The sequence below is a fragment of the Micromonospora sp. NPDC049523 genome (assembly GCF_040676775.1).
Classification (GTDB): Bacteria; Actinomycetota; Actinomycetes; order Mycobacteriales; family Micromonosporaceae; genus Micromonospora_G.
Window position 1 is genome coordinate 1 of record NZ_JBFAPP010000012.1, and the last position, 18,218, is coordinate 18,218.

Annotated in this window: 19 protein-coding genes and 1 pseudogene; 14 read left to right on the top strand and 6 right to left on the bottom strand. The window is 72.3% G+C overall.

Annotated elements, in window-relative coordinates; genetic code table 11:
- Nucleotides 1-189: 189 nt before the first annotated feature.
- Nucleotides 190-825, top strand: coding sequence for a nucleotidyltransferase family protein (locus AB0J90_RS19800; RefSeq protein ID WP_363597793.1), 636 nt, complete (start codon nucleotides 190-192; stop codon nucleotides 823-825).
- A gap of 74 nt (nucleotides 826-899) precedes the next feature.
- Nucleotides 900-1,874: pseudogene (locus AB0J90_RS19805) on the top strand (XdhC/CoxI family protein); the annotation flags it as partial.
- Between the two features lie 126 nt (nucleotides 1,875-2,000).
- Here AB0J90_RS19805 and AB0J90_RS19810 read toward each other — a convergent pair.
- Nucleotides 2,001-3,626 (bottom strand): PucR family transcriptional regulator ligand-binding domain-containing protein, encoded by a 1,626-nt coding sequence (locus AB0J90_RS19810; RefSeq protein ID WP_363597795.1) that lies wholly within the window; start codon nucleotides 3,624-3,626, stop codon nucleotides 2,001-2,003.
- Nucleotides 3,627-3,775: 149 nt separating this feature from the next.
- On the opposite strand from AB0J90_RS19810, the gene uraD reads away from it, so the two are divergent.
- The 9 genes from uraD (at nucleotide 3,776) to AB0J90_RS19855 (ending at nucleotide 12,312) form a co-directional block, all read left to right on the top strand.
- On the top strand, nucleotides 3,776-4,333 hold the full coding sequence (gene uraD / locus AB0J90_RS19815) for a 2-oxo-4-hydroxy-4-carboxy-5-ureidoimidazoline decarboxylase (RefSeq protein ID WP_363597797.1): 558 nt from the start codon (nucleotides 3,776-3,778) through the stop codon (nucleotides 4,331-4,333).
- The gene (uraH, locus tag AB0J90_RS19820) at nucleotides 4,333-4,674 is read left to right on the top strand and encodes a hydroxyisourate hydrolase (protein WP_363597799.1); all 342 of its coding nucleotides are present in this window, start codon (nucleotides 4,333-4,335) and stop codon (nucleotides 4,672-4,674) included. Before uraD ends, uraH begins: the two co-directional genes overlap by 1 nt.
- A gap of 3 nt (nucleotides 4,675-4,677) precedes the next feature.
- Nucleotides 4,678-5,544: a factor-independent urate hydroxylase gene (pucL, locus tag AB0J90_RS19825; RefSeq protein WP_363597801.1), complete on the top strand. Its 867-nt coding sequence runs from the start codon at nucleotides 4,678-4,680 to the stop codon at nucleotides 5,542-5,544.
- Nucleotides 5,544-6,407: an FAD binding domain-containing protein gene (locus AB0J90_RS19830; protein ID WP_363597804.1), complete on the top strand. Its 864-nt coding sequence runs from the start codon at nucleotides 5,544-5,546 to the stop codon at nucleotides 6,405-6,407. The genes pucL and AB0J90_RS19830 overlap by 1 nt, the downstream gene beginning before the upstream one ends.
- Entirely contained in the window at nucleotides 6,404-6,898 is a 495-nt protein-coding gene (locus AB0J90_RS19835; RefSeq protein WP_363597806.1) for a (2Fe-2S)-binding protein, read from the top strand. The genes AB0J90_RS19830 and AB0J90_RS19835 overlap by 4 nt, the downstream gene beginning before the upstream one ends.
- Entirely contained in the window at nucleotides 6,885-8,240 is a 1,356-nt protein-coding gene (locus tag AB0J90_RS19840) for an 8-oxoguanine deaminase (RefSeq protein ID WP_363597808.1), read from the top strand. The genes AB0J90_RS19835 and AB0J90_RS19840 overlap by 14 nt, the downstream gene beginning before the upstream one ends.
- Nucleotides 8,237-10,489, top strand: a complete 2,253-nt coding sequence (pucD, locus tag AB0J90_RS19845) for a xanthine dehydrogenase subunit D (protein WP_363597810.1) — start codon at nucleotides 8,237-8,239, stop codon at nucleotides 10,487-10,489. The genes AB0J90_RS19840 and pucD overlap by 4 nt, the downstream gene beginning before the upstream one ends.
- 177 nt (nucleotides 10,490-10,666) lie before the next feature.
- Entirely contained in the window at nucleotides 10,667-11,059 is a 393-nt protein-coding gene (locus tag AB0J90_RS19850; protein ID WP_363598206.1) for a YciI family protein, read from the top strand.
- Between the two features lie 2 nt (nucleotides 11,060-11,061).
- A complete protein-coding gene (locus tag AB0J90_RS19855; protein WP_363598208.1) occupies nucleotides 11,062-12,312 on the top strand; it encodes a sigma-70 family RNA polymerase sigma factor in 1,251 nt (416 codons plus the stop codon).
- 48 nt (nucleotides 12,313-12,360) lie between these two features.
- Here AB0J90_RS19855 and AB0J90_RS19860 read toward each other — a convergent pair whose 3' ends face one another.
- A complete protein-coding gene (locus AB0J90_RS19860; protein ID WP_363597812.1) occupies nucleotides 12,361-13,266 on the bottom strand; it encodes a hypothetical protein in 906 nt (301 codons plus the stop codon).
- A 107-nt stretch (nucleotides 13,267-13,373) separates the two neighbouring features.
- Here AB0J90_RS19860 and AB0J90_RS19865 point away from each other — a divergent pair, with 107 nt between their 5' ends.
- Entirely contained in the window at nucleotides 13,374-13,868 is a 495-nt protein-coding gene (locus AB0J90_RS19865) for a tetratricopeptide repeat protein (protein ID WP_363597814.1), read from the top strand.
- Nucleotides 13,869-13,895: 27 nt separating this feature from the next.
- Here the strand turns inward: AB0J90_RS19865 and AB0J90_RS19870 are convergent, their stop codons facing one another.
- Together AB0J90_RS19870 and AB0J90_RS19875 are read right to left on the bottom strand one after the other, a co-directional pair.
- Nucleotides 13,896-14,945: a LacI family DNA-binding transcriptional regulator gene (locus tag AB0J90_RS19870; protein WP_363597816.1), complete on the bottom strand. Its 1,050-nt coding sequence runs from the start codon at nucleotides 14,943-14,945 to the stop codon at nucleotides 13,896-13,898.
- Nucleotides 14,946-15,073: 128 nt separating this feature from the next.
- Nucleotides 15,074-15,265: a hypothetical protein gene (locus AB0J90_RS19875; RefSeq protein WP_363597818.1), complete on the bottom strand. Its 192-nt coding sequence runs from the start codon at nucleotides 15,263-15,265 to the stop codon at nucleotides 15,074-15,076.
- Nucleotides 15,266-15,544: 279 nt separating this feature from the next.
- On the opposite strand from AB0J90_RS19875, the gene AB0J90_RS19880 reads away from it, so the two are divergent.
- Both AB0J90_RS19880 and AB0J90_RS19885 read left to right on the top strand, forming a co-directional pair.
- Complete coding sequence (locus AB0J90_RS19880) at nucleotides 15,545-15,673, top strand: SEC-C metal-binding domain-containing protein (RefSeq protein ID WP_363597820.1); 129 nt, start codon at nucleotides 15,545-15,547, stop codon at nucleotides 15,671-15,673.
- A 221-nt stretch (nucleotides 15,674-15,894) separates the two neighbouring features.
- Complete coding sequence (locus AB0J90_RS19885) at nucleotides 15,895-16,716, top strand: alpha/beta hydrolase (protein WP_363597822.1); 822 nt, start codon at nucleotides 15,895-15,897, stop codon at nucleotides 16,714-16,716.
- Nucleotides 16,717-16,740: 24 nt separating this feature from the next.
- On the opposite strand, the gene AB0J90_RS19890 is transcribed toward AB0J90_RS19885, so the two are convergent.
- Both AB0J90_RS19890 and AB0J90_RS19895 read right to left on the bottom strand, forming a co-directional pair.
- Entirely contained in the window at nucleotides 16,741-17,580 is an 840-nt protein-coding gene (locus AB0J90_RS19890) for an alpha/beta fold hydrolase (RefSeq protein WP_363597824.1), read from the bottom strand.
- Nucleotides 17,577-18,161, bottom strand: coding sequence for a TetR/AcrR family transcriptional regulator (locus AB0J90_RS19895; RefSeq protein WP_363597826.1), 585 nt, complete (start codon nucleotides 18,159-18,161; stop codon nucleotides 17,577-17,579). The genes AB0J90_RS19890 and AB0J90_RS19895 overlap by 4 nt, the downstream gene beginning before the upstream one ends.
- Nucleotides 18,162-18,218: the final 57 nt, after the last annotated feature.

Genomic DNA, 18,218 nt, shown 5'->3' on the forward strand with positions numbered 1-18,218 from the left:
AAAAGTTCGTTGTAGGTCGTTCGGTGTTGCTGTGACCTGATCGGTTGTTCGCTTAGGGCCGATCAGTGCAGCCACCATAACCTGTTTAGTCAGCGTGAAGCTAGCCGAAAGTACGATGTATATAGTTCTCATATTGCATCCAAGGGTAAAAATCAGACTGAATTTCGGACTCCGACTACGCTCTGAGGCGTGGGATGTGAGCCGACACACGCTCCAGAGCCGGTCGCCGCGCTTGTCCTCGCCGCCGGAGCCGGCCGGCGTTTCGGGCGTCCCAAGGCCCTGATCGAGGTTGACGGCCGGCTGCTGGTCGAGCGTGCGGTGGCGACCGCCCGCGCCGGTGGGTGCACCCCGGTGCTGACCGTGCTCGGCGCCGAGGCCGACACCGTGCGGGCCGAGGCCGACCTCGACGGCGCCGTACCGATCGACAACCCCGACTGGGCGACCGGGCTGGGCTCGTCGCTGCGCGCCGGCCTCACTGCCCTGCACCACACTGCGGCGGTGGCCGCCCTCGTACTCCTGGTGGACATGCCCGGCATCACCCCGGCTGCGGTACGCCGGCTGGTCGCCCTGGCCGGACCGGACACCCTCGCCACCGCCGGGTACGGCGACCAGCGCGGGCACCCCGTGCTACTCGGACGGGCGCACTGGCCAGGGGTGTCCGCCCTCGCGATCGGGGACGCGGGCGCGCGCGGATACCTGCGCGAGCACGAGTCGGACCTGCGGGTGGTGCCCTGCGCCGACGTCGCCGACAACACCGACGTCGACACCCCGGCCGACCTCGACCGGGTGGTGCACGGGTCGATCGTGGCGACGGTCGATGGCTGACCGGCCACACTGGTTCCATGCGTGAGGTACTGGACGACCTGATGCGCTGGTGGCACGCGGACGCGCCGGTCGGGATGGCCACCGTCGTCGCCACCTGGCGCAGCGCGCCCCGGCAACCCGGCGCCACCATGCTGGTCGGGCCGGACGGGAGCGCGGTCGGCAGCGTCTCCGGTGGCTGCGTCGAGGCAGCCGTCTACGACCTGTGCCAGGAGGTGGTGGCCGCCGGGGTGCCGCAGTCGCAGCGCTACGGCGTGCACGACGACGACGCGTACGCGGTGGGGCTGACCTGCGGTGGCAGCATCGAGGTTTTTGTCGAACGGGTGGACCGGGGCAGCTTCCCCGACCTCGCCGACGTGGCCGCGTCGATCGCCGCGCGAACCCCGGTGGCCGTACTCACCTGCGTCGCGGGACCGGCCGAGCGGCTCGGCCGGCGGATGGTGCTGTGGCCGGACCGTCGGCGCGGATCGCTCGGCTCGGACCGGCTCGACGACGCTGCCACCGACGACGGCCGCGGGCTGCTCGCCGCCGGACGTACGGGACTGCTGCACTACGGCACCGACGGGCAACGCCGGGGCACCGGGCTGACCCTGCTGCTCAACGCGTACGCCCCACCGGCCCGGATGATCGTCTTCGGTGCGATCGACTTCGCCGCCGCGGTCGCCCGGGTGGGCACCTTCCTCGGCTACCGGGTGACGGTCTGCGACGCCCGCCCGGTCTTCGCCACCGCCCGCCGGTTCCCGGACGCCGACGAGGTGGTGGTCGACTGGCCGCACCGATACCTGGCCGAGCAGGCAACGGCCGGGCAGCTCGACGAGCGGACCGTGGTCTGCGTATTGACCCACGACCCGAAGTTCGACGTGCCGGTGCTGCGGGTCGCGCTCGACCTGCCGCTGGCGTACGTCGGCGCGATGGGTTCCCGGCGTACCCACCACGACCGGCTGGCCCGGCTGCGCGAGGCAGGAGTGCCCGAGCCGGCGCTGGCCCGGCTCGCCTCCCCGATCGGGCTGGACCTCGGTGCGCGTACGCCGGAGGAGACCGCGGTCAGCATCGCCGCCGAGATCGTGGCCAACCGCTGGGGCGGCGACGGCACCCGGCTGTCCCACACCGACGGCCGGATCCACGCCCGCACCCACCAGCCCCGCCCGCACCGCCCGTCCGGGCAGGCGCGAACCGGGTCAGCGGGGCAGGCGCAGGGCGAGGAAGAAGTCGACCCGGTCCTCGAAGCGGGACAGGTCCCGGCCGGTGAGCTGTTCGATCCGGCCGATCCGGTAGCGCAACGTGTTGACGTGCAGGTGCAGCAGGGTCGCGCACCGGGTCCATGAGCCGCCCGCGGCGAGGAACGAGTCGAGCGTCCGGAGCAGGTTCGCGTTGTGCGTCCGGTCGTACGCGAGCAGCGGGGCGAGCAGCCGGCGCTGGAACGCCCGCCGGGTGTCGGCCGGTACGCCGGCCAACAGGAGCAGGTGCGAGGCGAGTTCGTCGGCGCTGACCAGGGTTGCCTGCTCGTCGCGGGCGACCGCCGTACGCAACGCGTGGCGGGCCTCCTCGACCGCGCCGCCCAGCGCCCCCGGCCCGGCCGCCAACCCGCTCACCCCGACCGCCAACCGCCCGTTGCCGAGCCCCGGCCCGTACGCGGCGACGCCGGCCCGGATCGTCTCCAACGCGGCGGGCGCCTGCTCCGGCGACACGGCCAGCACGGCGAGCACGGTGTCGGGCGACCCCGCGTCGGTCACCGCGACCCGGTCCGCGGCCGGCCCGACCAGTTCGGCGCAGACGGTGACGGCCAGCTCCGACGGCGTACGCAGGCCGGTCAGGCTGGCGTTGAGCACCAGGAACGTCGACTCCGGAGGCAGTCCGCAGGAGAGCAGTCGGCCGCGCAGGTCGCCCTGCTCACCGCCGGTCAGGGTGGCACCGAGCTGGTCGGCGAGGCGCCGCTCGATCCGCAGTGCCTCGTCGACCTGGGCCCGTTCCAGCGCGACCAGGCTGGTCAGCTCCGCGGCGGCGTCGGCCAGCCCGCTCACCTCGGCCGCGTCCGCCGGCCCGCCGGATGGCGCGGTGTGGCCGCCGGACATCGCGGCCCCACCGGCGGTCGCCAGTGGGGCGCGCGGGGCGACCGCGCAGGCGAGCAGCCAGGAGGCCAGCCGGTGTTCGGGGCGGCCGGGCACTCCGAACACCGCGAGCCGGCGACCGTCCACGGTGACCTGTGCCGGCAGCCGGCCGGCGGCGAGGAAGGCACGCGCCACCGTCGCCCGGTCCGCCGGGGCAAGGCCGGTGGTGTCGGCGATCGATCGCCCGGTCGGCGTGAGAACCCAGCAGTCCACGCCGAGTTCGGCGGCGGCCGGCGGCAGCAGGTCGACCAGGCGTGCGCCGGCCGCCATCGCCGCCACCAGACCCCGGTGCCGGCCCAGCACGGTGGCCAGGCCACTGGCCCGCTGCGCCCACAGGGAAGGGTTCACCTCGTCGACGATGTCCCGGAAGGACACCTCGACCGGCACCTCGAACAGCGGCATCCGGTGCCGGCGGCAGGCGTCGACCAGGTCGTCGGGGACCGTACCGAAAACCGCGTCACCGGCGCCGATCGCGGTCACCGACGCCTGCGCGCAGGCGGCGACGAACGCCTCCGAGTCGGCGGCGTCGCGCCACCAGACCAGACCGGTCAGCACGATCTCGCCGCCGGACAGGTAGCGCCGGGGATCGGGCAGGTCGGTCACGTAGACCCGGCTCACCGGTCGTTCGAGCTCGTCGGCGCCGGTCAACAGGGTGAGTCGCAACCGCGGCCGGTGCAGCGCCTCGCGTAGCAGCATGAGCAGTTCCTTCCGGTCGGGCCACGGGGAGTTGACTCGGGTTTGGAGGAAGCTACGGAAACCCTACGGGTCCACTGTTGCGAATTGGGTGTTGCTGCCGGTTCAGCTACCGCTGACGGACTGTTGTACTTCTCGCAACCGCTGGGGAGGTGGAAGGCATCGACGCATCCGGCCACACCCTCGAAAGCTTCAACACCCGACCGGCCGACGAGGTCGAGCGGGACCTGCTCGCCTGCTGTGCCGTACCGGCGTGGGCGCAGAGGATGGTCGCCGGGCGGCCGTACCCGGACCTGGGGGTGCTGGTCGCGACCGCCGACGCCGCGCTGGCGGCACTGACCTGGGCGGAGGTCGCGCAGGCGCTCGCCGCGCACCCGCGCATCGGCGAGCGCCCCACCGGCACCGACCGGGAGTCGTCCTGGTCGCGCCGGGAACAGGCCGGCGTCACCGACGCCGACGCCGACACCAGGGCCGCGTTGGCGCAGGCGAACCAGGAGTACGAACGCCGCTTCGGCCACCTCTTCCTGATCTTCGCCAGTGGCCGGACGCAGGACGAGATGCTCGCCGCGGCACGGCAGCGGCTGCGCCACGACGACGACACCGAACGCCGGGTGGTCCACGGGGAACTGCGACAGATCGCCCGGCTGCGGCTGGAACGGCTGCTCGGCACCGAACCCGCCACCACGACCGAAGCGCCGGGACCGGCGTGATGAGCGAGACCTACGCCCGGATCTCCACCCACGTGCTCGACACCGGGCGCGGGGCACCCGCCGCCGGGGTGCACGTCCGGTTCGAACGGCACGACTCCGGTGGCTGGACGCTGGTGGCGCAGGGGCGTACCGACGCCGACGGGCGGCTGCGCGACTGGGTGCCGTTGCACGACTGCCAGGCCGGTGGCTACCGGCTGGTGTTCTACGTCGAGACGTACTTCGACGGCGACACCTTCTTCCCGGAGATCACCGTCGCCTTCCAGCTCCGCGATCCGGACCAGGCGTACCACGTGCCGCTGCTGCTCGGCCGGTACGGCTACACCACCTACCGAGGGAGCTGAGCGATGTCGATCGTGCTCGGGGCCAACCAGTACGGCAAGGCCGAGGTGCGCCTGGTCCGGGTGGTCCGTGCCGGTGGGCGGCACGACCTGCGCGACCTCAACGTGAGCGTGACGCTCGCCGGTGACCTGGCCGCCACCCACCTGACCGGCGACAACACCGTGGTCCTGCCGACCGACTCGCAGAAGAACACCGTGTACGCCTTCGCCCGCGCCCACGGCGTCGACGGGATCGAGGAGTTCGGGCTGCGGCTGGCCCGGCACTTCGTCGCCTCCCAGCCGGCGATCGACACCGCCACCGTTCACATCGAGGAGTACGGCTGGCAGCGGCTCGGCCCGCACTCGTTCCAGCGGGCCGGCGGCGAGGTGCGTACCGCCACCGTGACCTGCACCGACGGGCGCACGGAGGTCGAGGCCGGGCTGACCGGGCTGGTGCTGCTCAACTCCACCGACTCGGAGTTCCACGGCTACGTCAAGGACCCGTACACGACGTTGCCGGAGACGAACGACCGGATCCTCGCCACCGCCGTCGACGCGCGCTGGCACTACCGGGGCGACAACCTCGACTGGGAAGACTCCTACGGCGCAGCCCGTGCCGGACTGGTCGACGCGTTCGTCGGGACCTACAGCCTCTCCCTGCAACAGACCCTGTACGCGATGGGCCACCGGGTGCTGACCGACCGGCCCGAGATCACCGAGGTACGGCTGTCGCTGCCGAACAAACACCACCTGCTGGTGGACCTGACCCCGTTCGGGCTGGACAACCCGAACGAGGTGTTCGTCGCGACCGACCGCCCGTACGGGCTGATCGAGGGCACCGTCCGCCGGGCCGACGACGGGACCGTCGACCCGGCGGACGGCGGGCGGCACTGATGGAGTTCCTGGCACCGGCGAGCTTCACCGACGCGCTGGCGGCGAAGGCCGCGTACCCGGAGGCGGTGCCGATCTGCGGTGGCACCGACGTGATGGTGGAGTTGAACTTCGACCGCCGCCGGCCGGGTGTGCTGCTCGACCTGAGCCGGGTCGACGCCCTGGCGCAGTGGAGTTGCGACGGTGAACTGATCCGGGTCGGTGCCGGTGTCACGTACCGGCGGATCATCGACGAACTCGGCCGCGCGCTGCCGGGGCTGGCGTTGGCCGCGCGTACCGTCGGCTCGCCGCAGATCCGCAACCGGGGCACGGTCGGCGGCAACCTCGGTTCCGCGTCGCCGGCCGGGGACGCGCACCCGCCGCTGCTCGCCGCCGGTGCCCTGGTCGAGCTGGCCTCGGTCCGCGGTACCCGCCGGGTGCCGGTGGCCGAGTTCTTCACCGGACCAAAGCGCAGCGTACGGGCGCCCGACGAGCTGATCGCGGCGTTCCTGGTGCCGCCGGCCCGGGGACCGCAGCAGTTCGCGAAGGTCGGCACCCGCAACGCGATGGTGATCGCGGTCTGCTCGTTCGGGCTGGCCCTGGACCCGGTGACGCGCCGGGTCGGCACCGGCATCGGTTCGGCCGGGCCGACGCCGCTGCGAGCCGGGGCGGCCGAGGACCTGCTCGCCGCCGACCTGCCCTGGGACGACGTCGGGGCGTTGCCGGAATCGCTGGCCCGCCGCTTCGGGGACCTCGTCGCGGCGGCGGCCAGCCCGATCGACGACGTACGCGGCACCGCCGCCTACCGCCGGCACGCGCTCGCCGTACTGGCCCGCCGGACCCTGCACTGGGCCTGGCGTGACCTTCGGGAGGGGGATCGGGGATGAGGGTCAACTGCGTGGTGAACGGGGAGCCGCGTACCGCCGACGACGTCTGGCCGGGGGAGAGCCTGCTCTACCTGCTCCGCGAACGACTCGGCCTGCCCGGCGCCAAGAACGCCTGTGAACAGGGAGAATGTGGTTCGTGCACGGTCTACCTGGACGGTACGCCGGTCTGCGCCTGCCTGGTGGCGGCCGGACAGGCGCAGGACCGCGAGGTGCGTACGGTCGAGGGGCTGTCCGGCCCGGACGGCACGCTCGACCGGGTGCAACGCGCGTTCGTCAGCGCCGGTGCGGTGCAGTGCGGGTTCTGCACACCGGGGCTGATGGTGGCGGTGCACGACCTGCTGGCCCGCGACCCGTCCCCGGCCGACCAGGACATCCGCGAGGCGCTGGCCGGGAACCTGTGCCGGTGCACCGGTTACGAGCACATCATGGCGGCCGTACGGCTGGCCGCCGCCACCCCAGCGTCCCCGGACGGTCACGATGATCATCATTGAGAACTGCGCGGTGGCGACCGTCGACGCCGACGGCACCGAGTACCTCGACGGCCACGTGGTGGTCGACGAGGGCCGGATCGTCGCCGTCGGCCCCGGTCACGCCGGCCGCTACCACCGCTCCGTACGCCGGGTCGACGGCACCGGCTGCCTGGTCACCCCCGGCCTGGTCAACACCCACCACCACCTCTACCAGTGGGCGACCCGGGGCATGGCCCAGCAGCAGAACCTCTTCGGCTGGCTCGGCGAGCTCTACCCGGTCTGGGCCGGGCTGGACGCCGAGGTGGTCGCCGCCACCACCTCCGCCGGCCTCGGCTGGCTGGCCCTGTCCGGCTGCACCACCAGCACCGACCACCACTACGTCTACCCGCGTGACGGCGGCGACCTGATGGCCGCGCAGGTCGAGGCGGCGACCGAGATCGGGCTGCGGTTCCACCCCGCCCGAGGCTCGATGGACCTCGGCCGGGCCAACGGTGGGCTGCCGCCGGACGACATCGTGGAGGACACCGACACCGCGCTCGCCGCCACCGAGGAGGCGATCGACCGGTTCCACGACCCGGACGACGACGCCATGGTCCGGGTCGCCGTCGCGCCCTGCTCGCCGTTCTCGGTCACCCCGAAACTCATGACCGAGGCCGCCGCGCTGGCCCGCCGCCGGGGCGTACGGCTGCACACCCATCTCGCCGAGACCATCGAGGAGGAGGGTTACTGCCGCGAGACGCACGGCTGCACCCCGGTCGAATACGCCGAACGCCTCGGCTGGCTCGGCCCGGACGTCTGGCTGGCCCACGGGGTCCACCTCGACGACCACGCCGTCGGCCGGCTCGCCGCCACCGGCACCTCGGTCGCACACTGCCCCAGTTCCAACGCCCGCCTCGGCGCCGGCATCGCCCGCACCCGGGACCTGCTCGATGCCGGGGTGCCGGTCGGCCTCGGTGTCGACGGGCCCGCGTCGCAGGAGGCGAACCAGCTCGGCGCCGAGCTGCGCCAGGCGCTGTACGCCGCCCGGCTGCGCGGCGGCCCGACGGCGCTCACCGCCCGGCAGGCCCTCGCGCTCGGCACCACCGGCGGCGCCCGCTGCCTCGGCCGTGAGGACCAGATCGGCTCGATCGAGCCCGGCAAGCTCGCCGACCTGACCGTGTGGCGGATCGACGGGCTCGGCCACGTCGGCATCGACGACCCGGTTGCCGCGCTGGTGTTCGGCCCGCCCGCCCCGGTCGAACTGCTGCTCGTCGGGGGTCGACCGGTGGTCGAACGCGGCGAACTGCGTACGGCCGACGAGCGGGACCTGATGCGGCGGATCCGCCGGGCGCACCGAACCCTGATCCGGAGGTCCCGCGCATGAGCACACCGGTCAGCACGACGGCCCCCGCCACCACCGTGGAGGGTGGTGTCGGGCAGAGCGCGCGGCGGCCGGACGGGCGGCTGAAGGTCACCGGGGAGTTCGCCTTCTCCTCCGACCTGTGGGCCGACGACATGCTCTGGGGCGCGACGCTGCGCAGCCCGTACCCCCGGGCCCGGCTGCTGCGCATCGACCTGACCGCGGCGCTCGCCCTGCCGGGGGTGTACGCGGTCCTCACCGCCGACGACGTGCCCGGCACGAAGTGCTACGGCCTGGAGACCGCCGACCAGCCGGTGCTGGCCTGGCCGGAGGTGCATTACCAGGGTGAGGCGATCGCGATCGTCGCCGCCGACCACCCGGAAACCGCCCGCCGCGCGGTGGCCCGGATCGAAGTCGACTACGAGGTGCTCGACCCGGTCACCGACGCCGAGGCGGCACTGGCCGGCGGACACCTGGTCCGGCACGTCCCGGTCCGGTACGGCGACCCTGCGGCGACCGCCGACGTGGTGGTCACCGGTGAGTACCGGGTCGGCATGCAGGACCAGGCGTTCCTCGGCCCGGAGTCCGGCCTCGCCGTGCCGGCCGAGGACGGCGGCGTCGATCTGTTCATCGCTACCCAGTGGCTGCATGTCGACCAGGCGCAGGTGGCCGCCTGCCTCGGCCTGCCGCCGGAACTGGTCCGGCTCAGCCTGGCCGGGGTCGGCGGCGCGTTCGGTGCCCGCGAGGACCTCTCCATGCAGGTGCACGCCAGCCTGCTGGCACTGCACACTCGGCGCCCGGTGAAGATGGTCTACTCCCGCGAGGAGTCGTTCTTCGGGCACGTACACCGGCACCCGGCCACGTTGCGCTACGAACACGGTGCCACCCGCGACGGAAAACTCGTCTACGTCAAGGCCCGGATCCTGCTCGACGGCGGTGCCTACACCTCCAGCACCCCGGCGGTGGTGGCCAACGCCGCCACCCTCGGCATCGGCCCGTACCAGGTGCCGAACGTGACCATGGACGCGTACGGGGTGCGGACCAACAACCCGCCGTGCGGGGCGATGCGCGGCTTCGGCGCGGTCCAGGCGTGCTTCGCGTACGAGTCGCAGATGGACAAGCTCGCCGACGCGCTCGGACTGGATCCGGTCGACCTGCGCACTCGTAACGCGTCGGTCGAGGGTGCGGTGATGCCGACCGGGCAGGTGGTCGACGGGCCCGCCCCGGTGGCCGAACTGCTGGCCCTGGTCCGGAACCGACCGGCGGCACCACCGGCCGCCGACGACCCACGGGAACGCCCCGGCGGGGTGGCCAACACCACCCGAGGCGAGGGCGTCGTGCGCGGGGTCGGCTACGCCATCGGGATCAAGAACGTCTGCTTCTCCGAGGGCTTCGACGACTACTCCACCGCCCGGGTCCGGCTGGAGCTGATCAACGGTGAGCCGGCGGTGCTGGTGCACACCGCCGCCGCCGAGGTCGGCCAGGGCCTGGTCACCGTGCAGGCGCAGATCGCCCGTACCGAACTCGGGGTCGCCCGGGTCACCGTGGCGACCGCCGACACCGCGGTCGGCAGCGCCGGGTCGTCGTCGGCGTCGCGGCAGACGTACATGACCGGGGGCGCGGTCCGCGCGGCCTGCCAGGCGGTACGGACGAAGCTGCTGGCCCGCCTCGGCGCCGCCGACCCGGCAGCGCGGCTGGTCGACGGGCGGGTGGTCGACGGGACCGGTGCGACCGTCGCCGACCTGGTCGAACTGCTCGGCGACGAGCCGCTGGAGGAGACCGTCCAGTGGCGGCACCGGCCGACCGAGTCGCTGCACCCGCTCACCGGCCAGGGCAACGCCCACGTCCAGTACGCCTTCGCCGCCCACCGCGCCACCGTCGACGTGGACACCGAACTCGGCCTGGTCCGGGTGGTCGAGATCGCCACCGCCCAGGACGTCGGCAAGGCGGTCAACCCGCAGGCGGTGCTGGGGCAGATCCACGGTGGCACCATCCAGGGCCTCGGGCTGGCGGTGATGGAGGAGATCCGGGTCGTCGACGGGCTGATCCGTAACCCGTCCTTCACCGACTACCTGATCCCGACCATCCTCGACTCGCCGCCGATGCTGGTGGACGTGCTGGAGATGGCCGACCCGCACGCCCCGTACGGGCTGCGCGGGGTGGGAGAGCCGCCGACCATCTCGTCCACCCCGGCGGTGGTCGCCGCGATCCGTGCCGCCACCGGCCGGGCCCTCACCACCGTCCCCGTACGCCCCGAACACCTCGTCGACTAGCGGCGTGGGCGGCTGCTGTCGGGCGGGTCGGCGCGGTTAGGGTGGGGAAAATCCGCCCGGCAGAACTTTTTTCGAGGATTTCCGGTCGAGGATGTCGAGACGGCGGCGCCTGCTTCTACCTGACTGTGAGAGCGCCGCAGACGGGCGCGCAGGCTTGAGGAGCAAGACGTGAAGTACATGTTGCTGATGCAGTTCAGCTTGGCGAACGCCGACTTCCCCTCGATCGACACCTGGACCCCCGAGGAGATCCAGGCGCACATCGGGTTCATGCGCGACGCGAACGGCAAGCTGACCGCCGCCGGGGAACTGGTCGACGCCCAGGGCCTGGCCGGGGCGGACCAGGCGAAGATCGTACGGGGTGGTGGCGGCGGTTCGGCCGTGGTGACCGAGGGGCCGTTCGCCGAGACGAAGGAGTTCCTGGCCGGCTACTGGATCGTCGACACCGAGACCCCCGAGCGGGCCGTCGAGATCGCCGCCGGCCTGTCGGCCGCACCCGGTCCCGGCGGTCGCCCGCTGAACATGCCGATCGAGGTACGCCCGGTCATGTCCGCGCCGCCGCAGGAGATCTGAAGCTGAACGGCAACCGACACGTCGATGACCTGCTGCGCGAGCTGGCGCCGCAGGTCGTCGGCGTGCTCACCCGGCGGTTCGGTGACTTCACCATTGCCGAGGACGCGGTGCAGGAGGCGCTGCTGGCCGCCGCGACCCAGTGGCCGCAGGAGGGGCTGCCGGACAACCCGCGCGGCTGGCTGATCCAGGTCGGCTACCGCAGGATGATCGAACTGGTACGCAGCGAGCAGGCCCGGCGCAACCGGGAGGACCTCGCGGCCCGGCGTGAGCCGTACGACCTGCTCGCCGCACCGGCCGCCGACCTGGAGGCGACCGCGGACCGGGACGACACACTGGTTGTGCTCTTCATGTGCTGCCACCCGGCGCTGTCGGCGGCCTCGGCGATCTCGCTGACCCTGCGCGCCGTCGGCGGCCTGTCCACGGCCGAGATCGCCCGAGCCTTCATGGTGCCCGAGGCGACCATGGCACAGCGGATCAGCCGGGCCAAGCAGCGCATCAAGGCCTCCGGTGTCCCGTTCTCGATGCCGGACCGCGAGGACCGGGCCCGCCGGCTGGAGGCGGTGCTGCACGTGCTCTACCTGATCTTCAACGAGGGCCACACCAGCAGCGCCGGCCCGGACCTGCGGCGCGTGGAGCTGTCGGGCGAGGCGATCCGGCTGGCCCGAGCCGTGCACGCCCTGCTGCCCTCGGACAGCGAGGTTGCCGGGCTGCTGGCGTTGATGCTGCTCACCGAGGCCCGCAGCGCCGCTCGCACCGGGCCCGACGGTGCGCTGATCTCCCTGGCGGACCAGGACCGCAGCCGCTGGGATTCGGCCGCCATCGCCGAGGGCGTCGCGCTGGTCACCGCCGCGCTGCCCCGGGGCCCGGTCGGCCCCTACCAACTCCAGGCGGCCATCGCCGCACTGCACGACGAGGCACCGAGCGCGGAGAAGACCGACTGGCCGCAGATCCTCGCCCTGTACCAGGTGCTGGAACGGCACTCGGCGAACCCGGTGGTGTCACTCAACCGGGCCGTGGCGACCGCGATGGTGCACGGCCCGGCCGTCGGCCTCGACGCCCTCGCGACCCTGGACACCGACCCGAGGATGTCCGGGCACCACCGCCTCTACGCGGCCAGGGCACACCTGTACGAGATGCTCGGTGACCGGGCGGCCGCGATCGAGAATTACCGCTCGGCGGCCGGCCGGACGACCAGCCTGCCCGAACAGCACTATCTGACGCTGCGGGCGGCCCGCCTCGCGAAGCAGTCCTAGCGCGGGCCCTCGCGAAGCAGTCCTAGCGCGGGCCCTCGCGGAGCAGTCCTAGCGCGGGCCCTCGCGGCGACGGGCGGGGCCGGTGCTCGGGCGCCGGGCGCCGACACGCGGCGTACGGACCGTGGCGGTTTTCTTGGGCGCCCGGTCGAAGTCCCGTGCCGCGGCGGCCACCGTCTCGTCCGGGTCGTCCTCGAGGGCACGCCGGATGTGCGCCGGGACGAGGGGCGACGTCGCCATCGACAGCCGCACCTGCACCGCGCGGTCGTCGACCAGGCGGTGCAGATCCTCCTCGTCGAGTTCGAGCGAACGTACGAGCGTGGCCCGGACGTCGACCACCGAATCGCGGGCCAGCGCGCGGCGCTGCTCGGCGGAGGTCCGGGTGTTGCGGGCCAGCCCCTTGCGTACGCGCGCGGTCCGGTCGGCCAGCAGCGCGGTGATCACGTCGGGGTCCTGGGTGTGGATGGCGAGTCGTTCCCGTACCTCGGGTGAGACGTCTTCGATCAGGATCGCGGCCAGTTCGGGTTCGAGTTCCTTCGTCTCGGCGAGCAGACCACGCAGTTCCTTGTCCTGCGCCTGGGCCATCGCCCGGCGTACCGACTCGTCGCAGCCCGGGTTGCCGGCGACCGCCCAGCGGACCCACCGGTCGGCGTCTCGGACGAGCCGCAGCAGGTTTCCGGCCGAGGTCGAAGGGTTGCGCGCCACCGCCTCGCGTACGTCCCGGTCGTGGTCGCGGGTCAGCGGTCGCAGGGCCTGCGCCGGTGCGTCCGTACGGGTCGCCACCGCCCTGCGGACCACGGGCGACGCGTCGGAGGCCAGCTCGTAGAGCGTCGTCTGCGACGTGGCGGGGTTCTGTGCGAGGGCAAGCCGGGCGTCGACGCTCCCGCCGAGGTCGCGGTGCGCGGTGTCCGACCCGCTGTGCCGGTCGGAACCGTCGACGTCCTGCTGATTTGCCATGGGTGAATCCTCTCACGGGTCGACTCGGGCACCGTGGGCCCCGACCGGCGTACGCCAGGCCACCCGGGTTTGCCGTTCGCGGCGCTCAGGTGGCAGCGTGCTTCGACATGGGTGATCAACACGAGGCGGTCCTGTCGCAGGCGGTACGGCTGCGGGAGGAGGGGACCGCGCAGGCGCGCGAGCGCCTGGTGGGTCTCGTGGACCGGCATCCGTGGGACGCGGCGATCGCGTACCAGGCAGCGTGGGCACATGACGCCGCCGGACTGGAGGCGGAGGCGGTCCCGTTCTACGAGCGGGCGCTACGGGGCACGGGTCTGTCCCCGCAGGATCGGCACGGGGCGTACCTGGGACTCGGCAGCACGTACCGGGTGCTGGGCCGTTACGAGGAGTCGCTGGCGACGCTGCGGCGGGCACTGGAGGAGTTCCCGGACGACCCGGCCCTGCGTACCTTCCTGGCGATGGCGCTCTACAACGTCGGCGAGGCCCGGGAGGCGGTACGGAGCCTGCTCAAGGTGATCGTGGCCACCAGCGGGGACGCGCGGGTGCAGGGATACCGCCGGGCGATCGGGTACTACGCCGACAACCTGGACGAGACGCAGTAGCGGCGAGACGCAGTAGCGGCGGACCGCTCAGGCCGGCGGTGGCGCGGTGCTGTCCCGGACGACCAGTTCGGTGGGGAGCAGGACGTGTTCGGCCGTGACCGTACGCCCGGCGCGGGTGTCCTCGATCGCCCGGGTGAGCGCGGCGGCGGCGACCCGACCCTTGGCCTCGACGTCCTGGCGGACGGTGGTCAGCGCCGGCCGGAGCTGCGTGGCCAGCGGGCTGTCGTCGAAGCCGACGACCGACAGTTCCGCCGGCACCCGGATCCCGAGTTCCTCGGCGGCCTGGAGAGCACCGTAGGCGACCGCGTCGGAGAAGCAGAGGATCGCCGTCGGGCGGTCGGGGCGGTCCAGCAGCAGCCGGGCACCCACCTTCGCCTGCCCCGGCACGGATCCGTCCTGACGCGCCACCAACGGGGTGATCCCGGCGGCGTCGAGCGCGTCGCGCCAGCCGAGCAGCCGTTGCCGGGAGGCGTGCCCGTCGACCGCGACGTCGTCGAGCTCGATCAGTCCGTGCGTGCCGTGCAGGCCGGACATCAGCAGTCCGATCCTCCGGTGTCCCAGCTCGACGAGATGCGCGGCGGCGGCCCGGGCGCCGGACCGGTCGTCCACGTTGGCGGCGGGGATGCCGTCGACCGGGTCCTGGTCGACGTAGACCAGGGGAAGCCGGCGACGGGTCAGGTACTGGACCGCGGTCGACGTCGGATCGCAGGAGTAGACCAGCGCGCCGTCCATCGCGACGTCCCGCGCCGGGATCACCTCGCCGTCGTCCGACGACGTCAGCAGGGTCAGTGCCAGACCGGTCGGGCCGAGCTGTTCGGCGATCGCACCGAGGAAGCTGGTGGCGACCAGGTCGGTGAAGGCGAAGCGCAGGGAGGAGGTCAGCACGATGCCGACGGCTCCGGTGGTGCCCTTGGCCAGGGCCCGTCCCGCCGGGTCGGGCCCGGCGTAGCCGACCTCGCGGGCGGCGTCGAGGATCCGTTCGCGTAGCGCGGCGGAGAGCTGGTCGGGTTTGGAGAACGCGTTCGACACGGTCATCCGGCTCACGCCGACGCGGTCGGCGATCGTCTGCAACGTCACCCGTGGCGCCACGTCACCGCCAGTTGCTGATCTGCGTCCGTCGCCGAGGGCCGGGGGAGTGGCCGCCGAGGCGGATGGTCCGTTCGGCGCCGACGGTTGGGCGACGGGCACCGGTGTGCGCATCGAGGTTAGCAGGCAGCCGGTCGGGTCGGCTCGATCGCGCGGGCGGCGCGGACGAGTCCTTCGGCGATCTTCGTACGGACCAGCCGCGCGCGTTGCGGCCGTTCGACGTACGCGACGACCGGGGCGTCGGGGCGGGCGCTGTTGAACTCGAACTCGACGTCGTTGAGGGCGATGACAAAGGCGGCGGGCAGTTCCATGACGACCTCCGGGGTGGGCGCGATTTCTTCTGTACCGATACAGTAAGCCCGGTGACTGTACCGGTCAAGAGATTTCCTTGACCGGTACAGAAAGCGTTCCGGATCGAGGAGCGGGGCGGTGTCGAAAACCGGTCGCCCGGTCCGGGCCGCGAGCGCTACCGTTCGATCGCCGCGTTCCCTACCGAGGAGGCGATCACGATGAGCCGTGACTACGACGCCGAGCCGTCCTTTTGAGTCGACCAGCAAGCGCCGCAGGGGGTTCCCTCTAGCGAGTCGCAGGTGAAACGGGGGCACCGGGTCGTCGGTGTCGACACCGAACTGGTCGAGAAGCTCGGCGGCAAGGACCCCTGTCCATGTGGTTCCGGGCGGCGGTTTCCGCCGCTGCTGCCGTACCGGTGGGCGGTTTGACGACACCAACGCCCACTACTACCGGCGAGACTGATGTTCCCGAGGGGTGCCGGGTGACCCGGCACCCCTCGCTTGTCGTCGCTCCAGGGCTCCTCGGGTGTTCCAGGGAAGCCCAGGTCAGGGCCAGGACGGCGGTCTAGAGTCGGATGTGAGCCGGCTCGACCGGTATGCGACCTGCGCCGAGTGCCCGCCTGCCTTGCGGACGTAGAGGAAGGGCGACGATGAGCACCATCACCACCAAAGACGGCACCGAGCTGTACTACAAGGACTGGGGCGAGGGTCCGGTCGTCACGTTCTCGCACGGGTGGCCGTTGAGCGCAGACGCCTGGGACGGGCAGATGCTCTTCCTCGTACAGAACGGGTTCCGGGTGGTCGCGCACGACCGTCGCGGCCACGGCCGGTCGAGCCAGACCTCCGCCGGCAACAACATGGACGGGTACGCGGACGACCTCGCCGCCGTCATCGAGGCGCTCGACCTCACCGGTGCCAGCCTCGTCGGCCACTCCACCGGTGGTGGGGAGGTGGCGCGCTACATCGGTCGGCACGGCACCGGGCGGGTCGCCAAGGCGGTGCTCATCTCGGCGGTGCCGCCGCTGATGTTGCAGACCAAGGCCAACCCCGAAGGGCTGCCGAAGAGCGTCTTCGACGAGCTGCGTGCCGGGCTCTTCAAGGACCGGTCGCAGTTCTACAAGGATCTCGCCCTGATGTTCTACGGCGCGAACCGGTCGGGGGCGAAGGTCTCGCAGGGCATCCTGGACCAGTTCTGGCTCTGGAGCATGCAGTCGGGGCTGAAGAACGCGTACGACAGCATCGAGGCCTTCTCCGAGACGGACTTCACCGAGGACCTGAAGAAGTTCGACATCCCGACCCTGGTCATGCACGGCGAAGACGACCAGATCGTCCCGGTCAAGGACTCGGGGCCGAAGTCGGCCCAGCTCATCCCGGGTTCACAGGAGATCTACTACCCCGGTGCGCCGCACGGGATGACCGCGACCCTGCAGGACAAGGTCAACGAGGACCTGCTCGCCTTCCTCAAGAGCTGACGTCGCGGCGCTACCACGGCCGGGCTATGCCGCCACCTCGGCGAAGAACCGACGCAGCGTGTCGGCGACCAGGGTGGGTGCGGTCATGGTCGCGAAGTGCGACTGGCCCGGCCAGATGATCTGCCGTGCGCCGGGAATGGTGGCGGCCAGGTTGTTCATCGTGGTCGGCATCGGCTCCCAGGTGTCGGCACCCTGCATCACCAGGGTCGGTACGGCGATCCGGGCCCACCGGGTCAGGTCGGTGCCGTCCCCGGCGAGCGCTTCGAGATCGTGCAGCCAGCCGATCGCCGAGCGCCGCGCCTCGACCGGGTCCGGCGTCCTGTCCCCGGCCGCGGCCGCGAATGCCGCCACGACCTCGGCCGGCACCCGCGTCACCTCGTTCAGGACCGCGGCCATCGCCCGGGCGTCGTCACGTTCGAAGGCCGAACGGTAGCGGTCGAGCAACGGCCCGATCTCCGGGCCGGCGGCGAAGAGCGGGGCCTCGAAGACGGCCAGGGAACGCAGGCCGCGCGGACCTGTCGACGCGGCGTGCAACGCCAGGGTCGCCCCGTACGAGGCGCCGACGAGATGTACGGGCTTGCCCGAGGACCCGCGCGCCGCCTCGATGACCGCGATCAGGTCGGCGGTCTCGTCCGCGAACGACTTGACGGCCGGCGGGACGTCGCTGGGACCGTACCCGCGCCGGGCCGGCAGCCACAGCTGGTAGCCGTCGGCGAGCTGCTCGGCGACCGTGGCCCAGGAGTGCAGCCCGCCGCCCGAGCCGTGCACGAGGACGACCGGGTCGCCCGCACCCAGGCGCCGGACCACCAGGCGGGTGCCGCCCGCCGAGCGGACGTACTGGTCGTGGGTGTCGTGGATGTTCATCGCTGTTCCTTCGTGCTGGTCGGCCAGTTGCTCAGGGTGGTGTGGACCGCGTCGAGGATGCCGCTCCACGACGCGTCGATCTCGCGGGGATGTCCGAATCCGTCCACGGTTTCGAGGCTCGCGAAACCGTGGAAGGTGCTGCGTACGAAACGCATGGCGTCGGTCAGCGCCGGTTCGTCGAGCCCGTAACCGCGAAGCATCGCGTAGCTCAGCTCGATCAGGCGCAGATGCCCTGCGGACCTGGTGCCGACCTCGGGCGGCAGTGGGAGCTGGGTTGCCGCGTACTGCCCGGGGTGCGCCACCGCGAACGCCCGGTACGCGTCGGCGAACCCGACGAGCGCCTGCTTGCCGGCACGACCGGCCACGGCGAGCGCGAGTTCGTCGCTGAACGTGGCCGCCGCCCGGACCGCGACCTGCTCGATCAACGTGTCGCGACTGCGGACGTGCACGTAGAGGGCGGCGTCTGTCACCCCGAAGTGTCGGGCGACCGCCGCGACGGTCAACCGCGACAACCCGACCTCGTCGGCCAGTTCGGCGGCGGCGGCCGAGACCCGCTCGGTCGTCAAACCCTGCCGTGGCATATCGATCTTCCTTACACTAAGAAATAACTTAGGGACCCTAAGATAGCACCGGGTCGA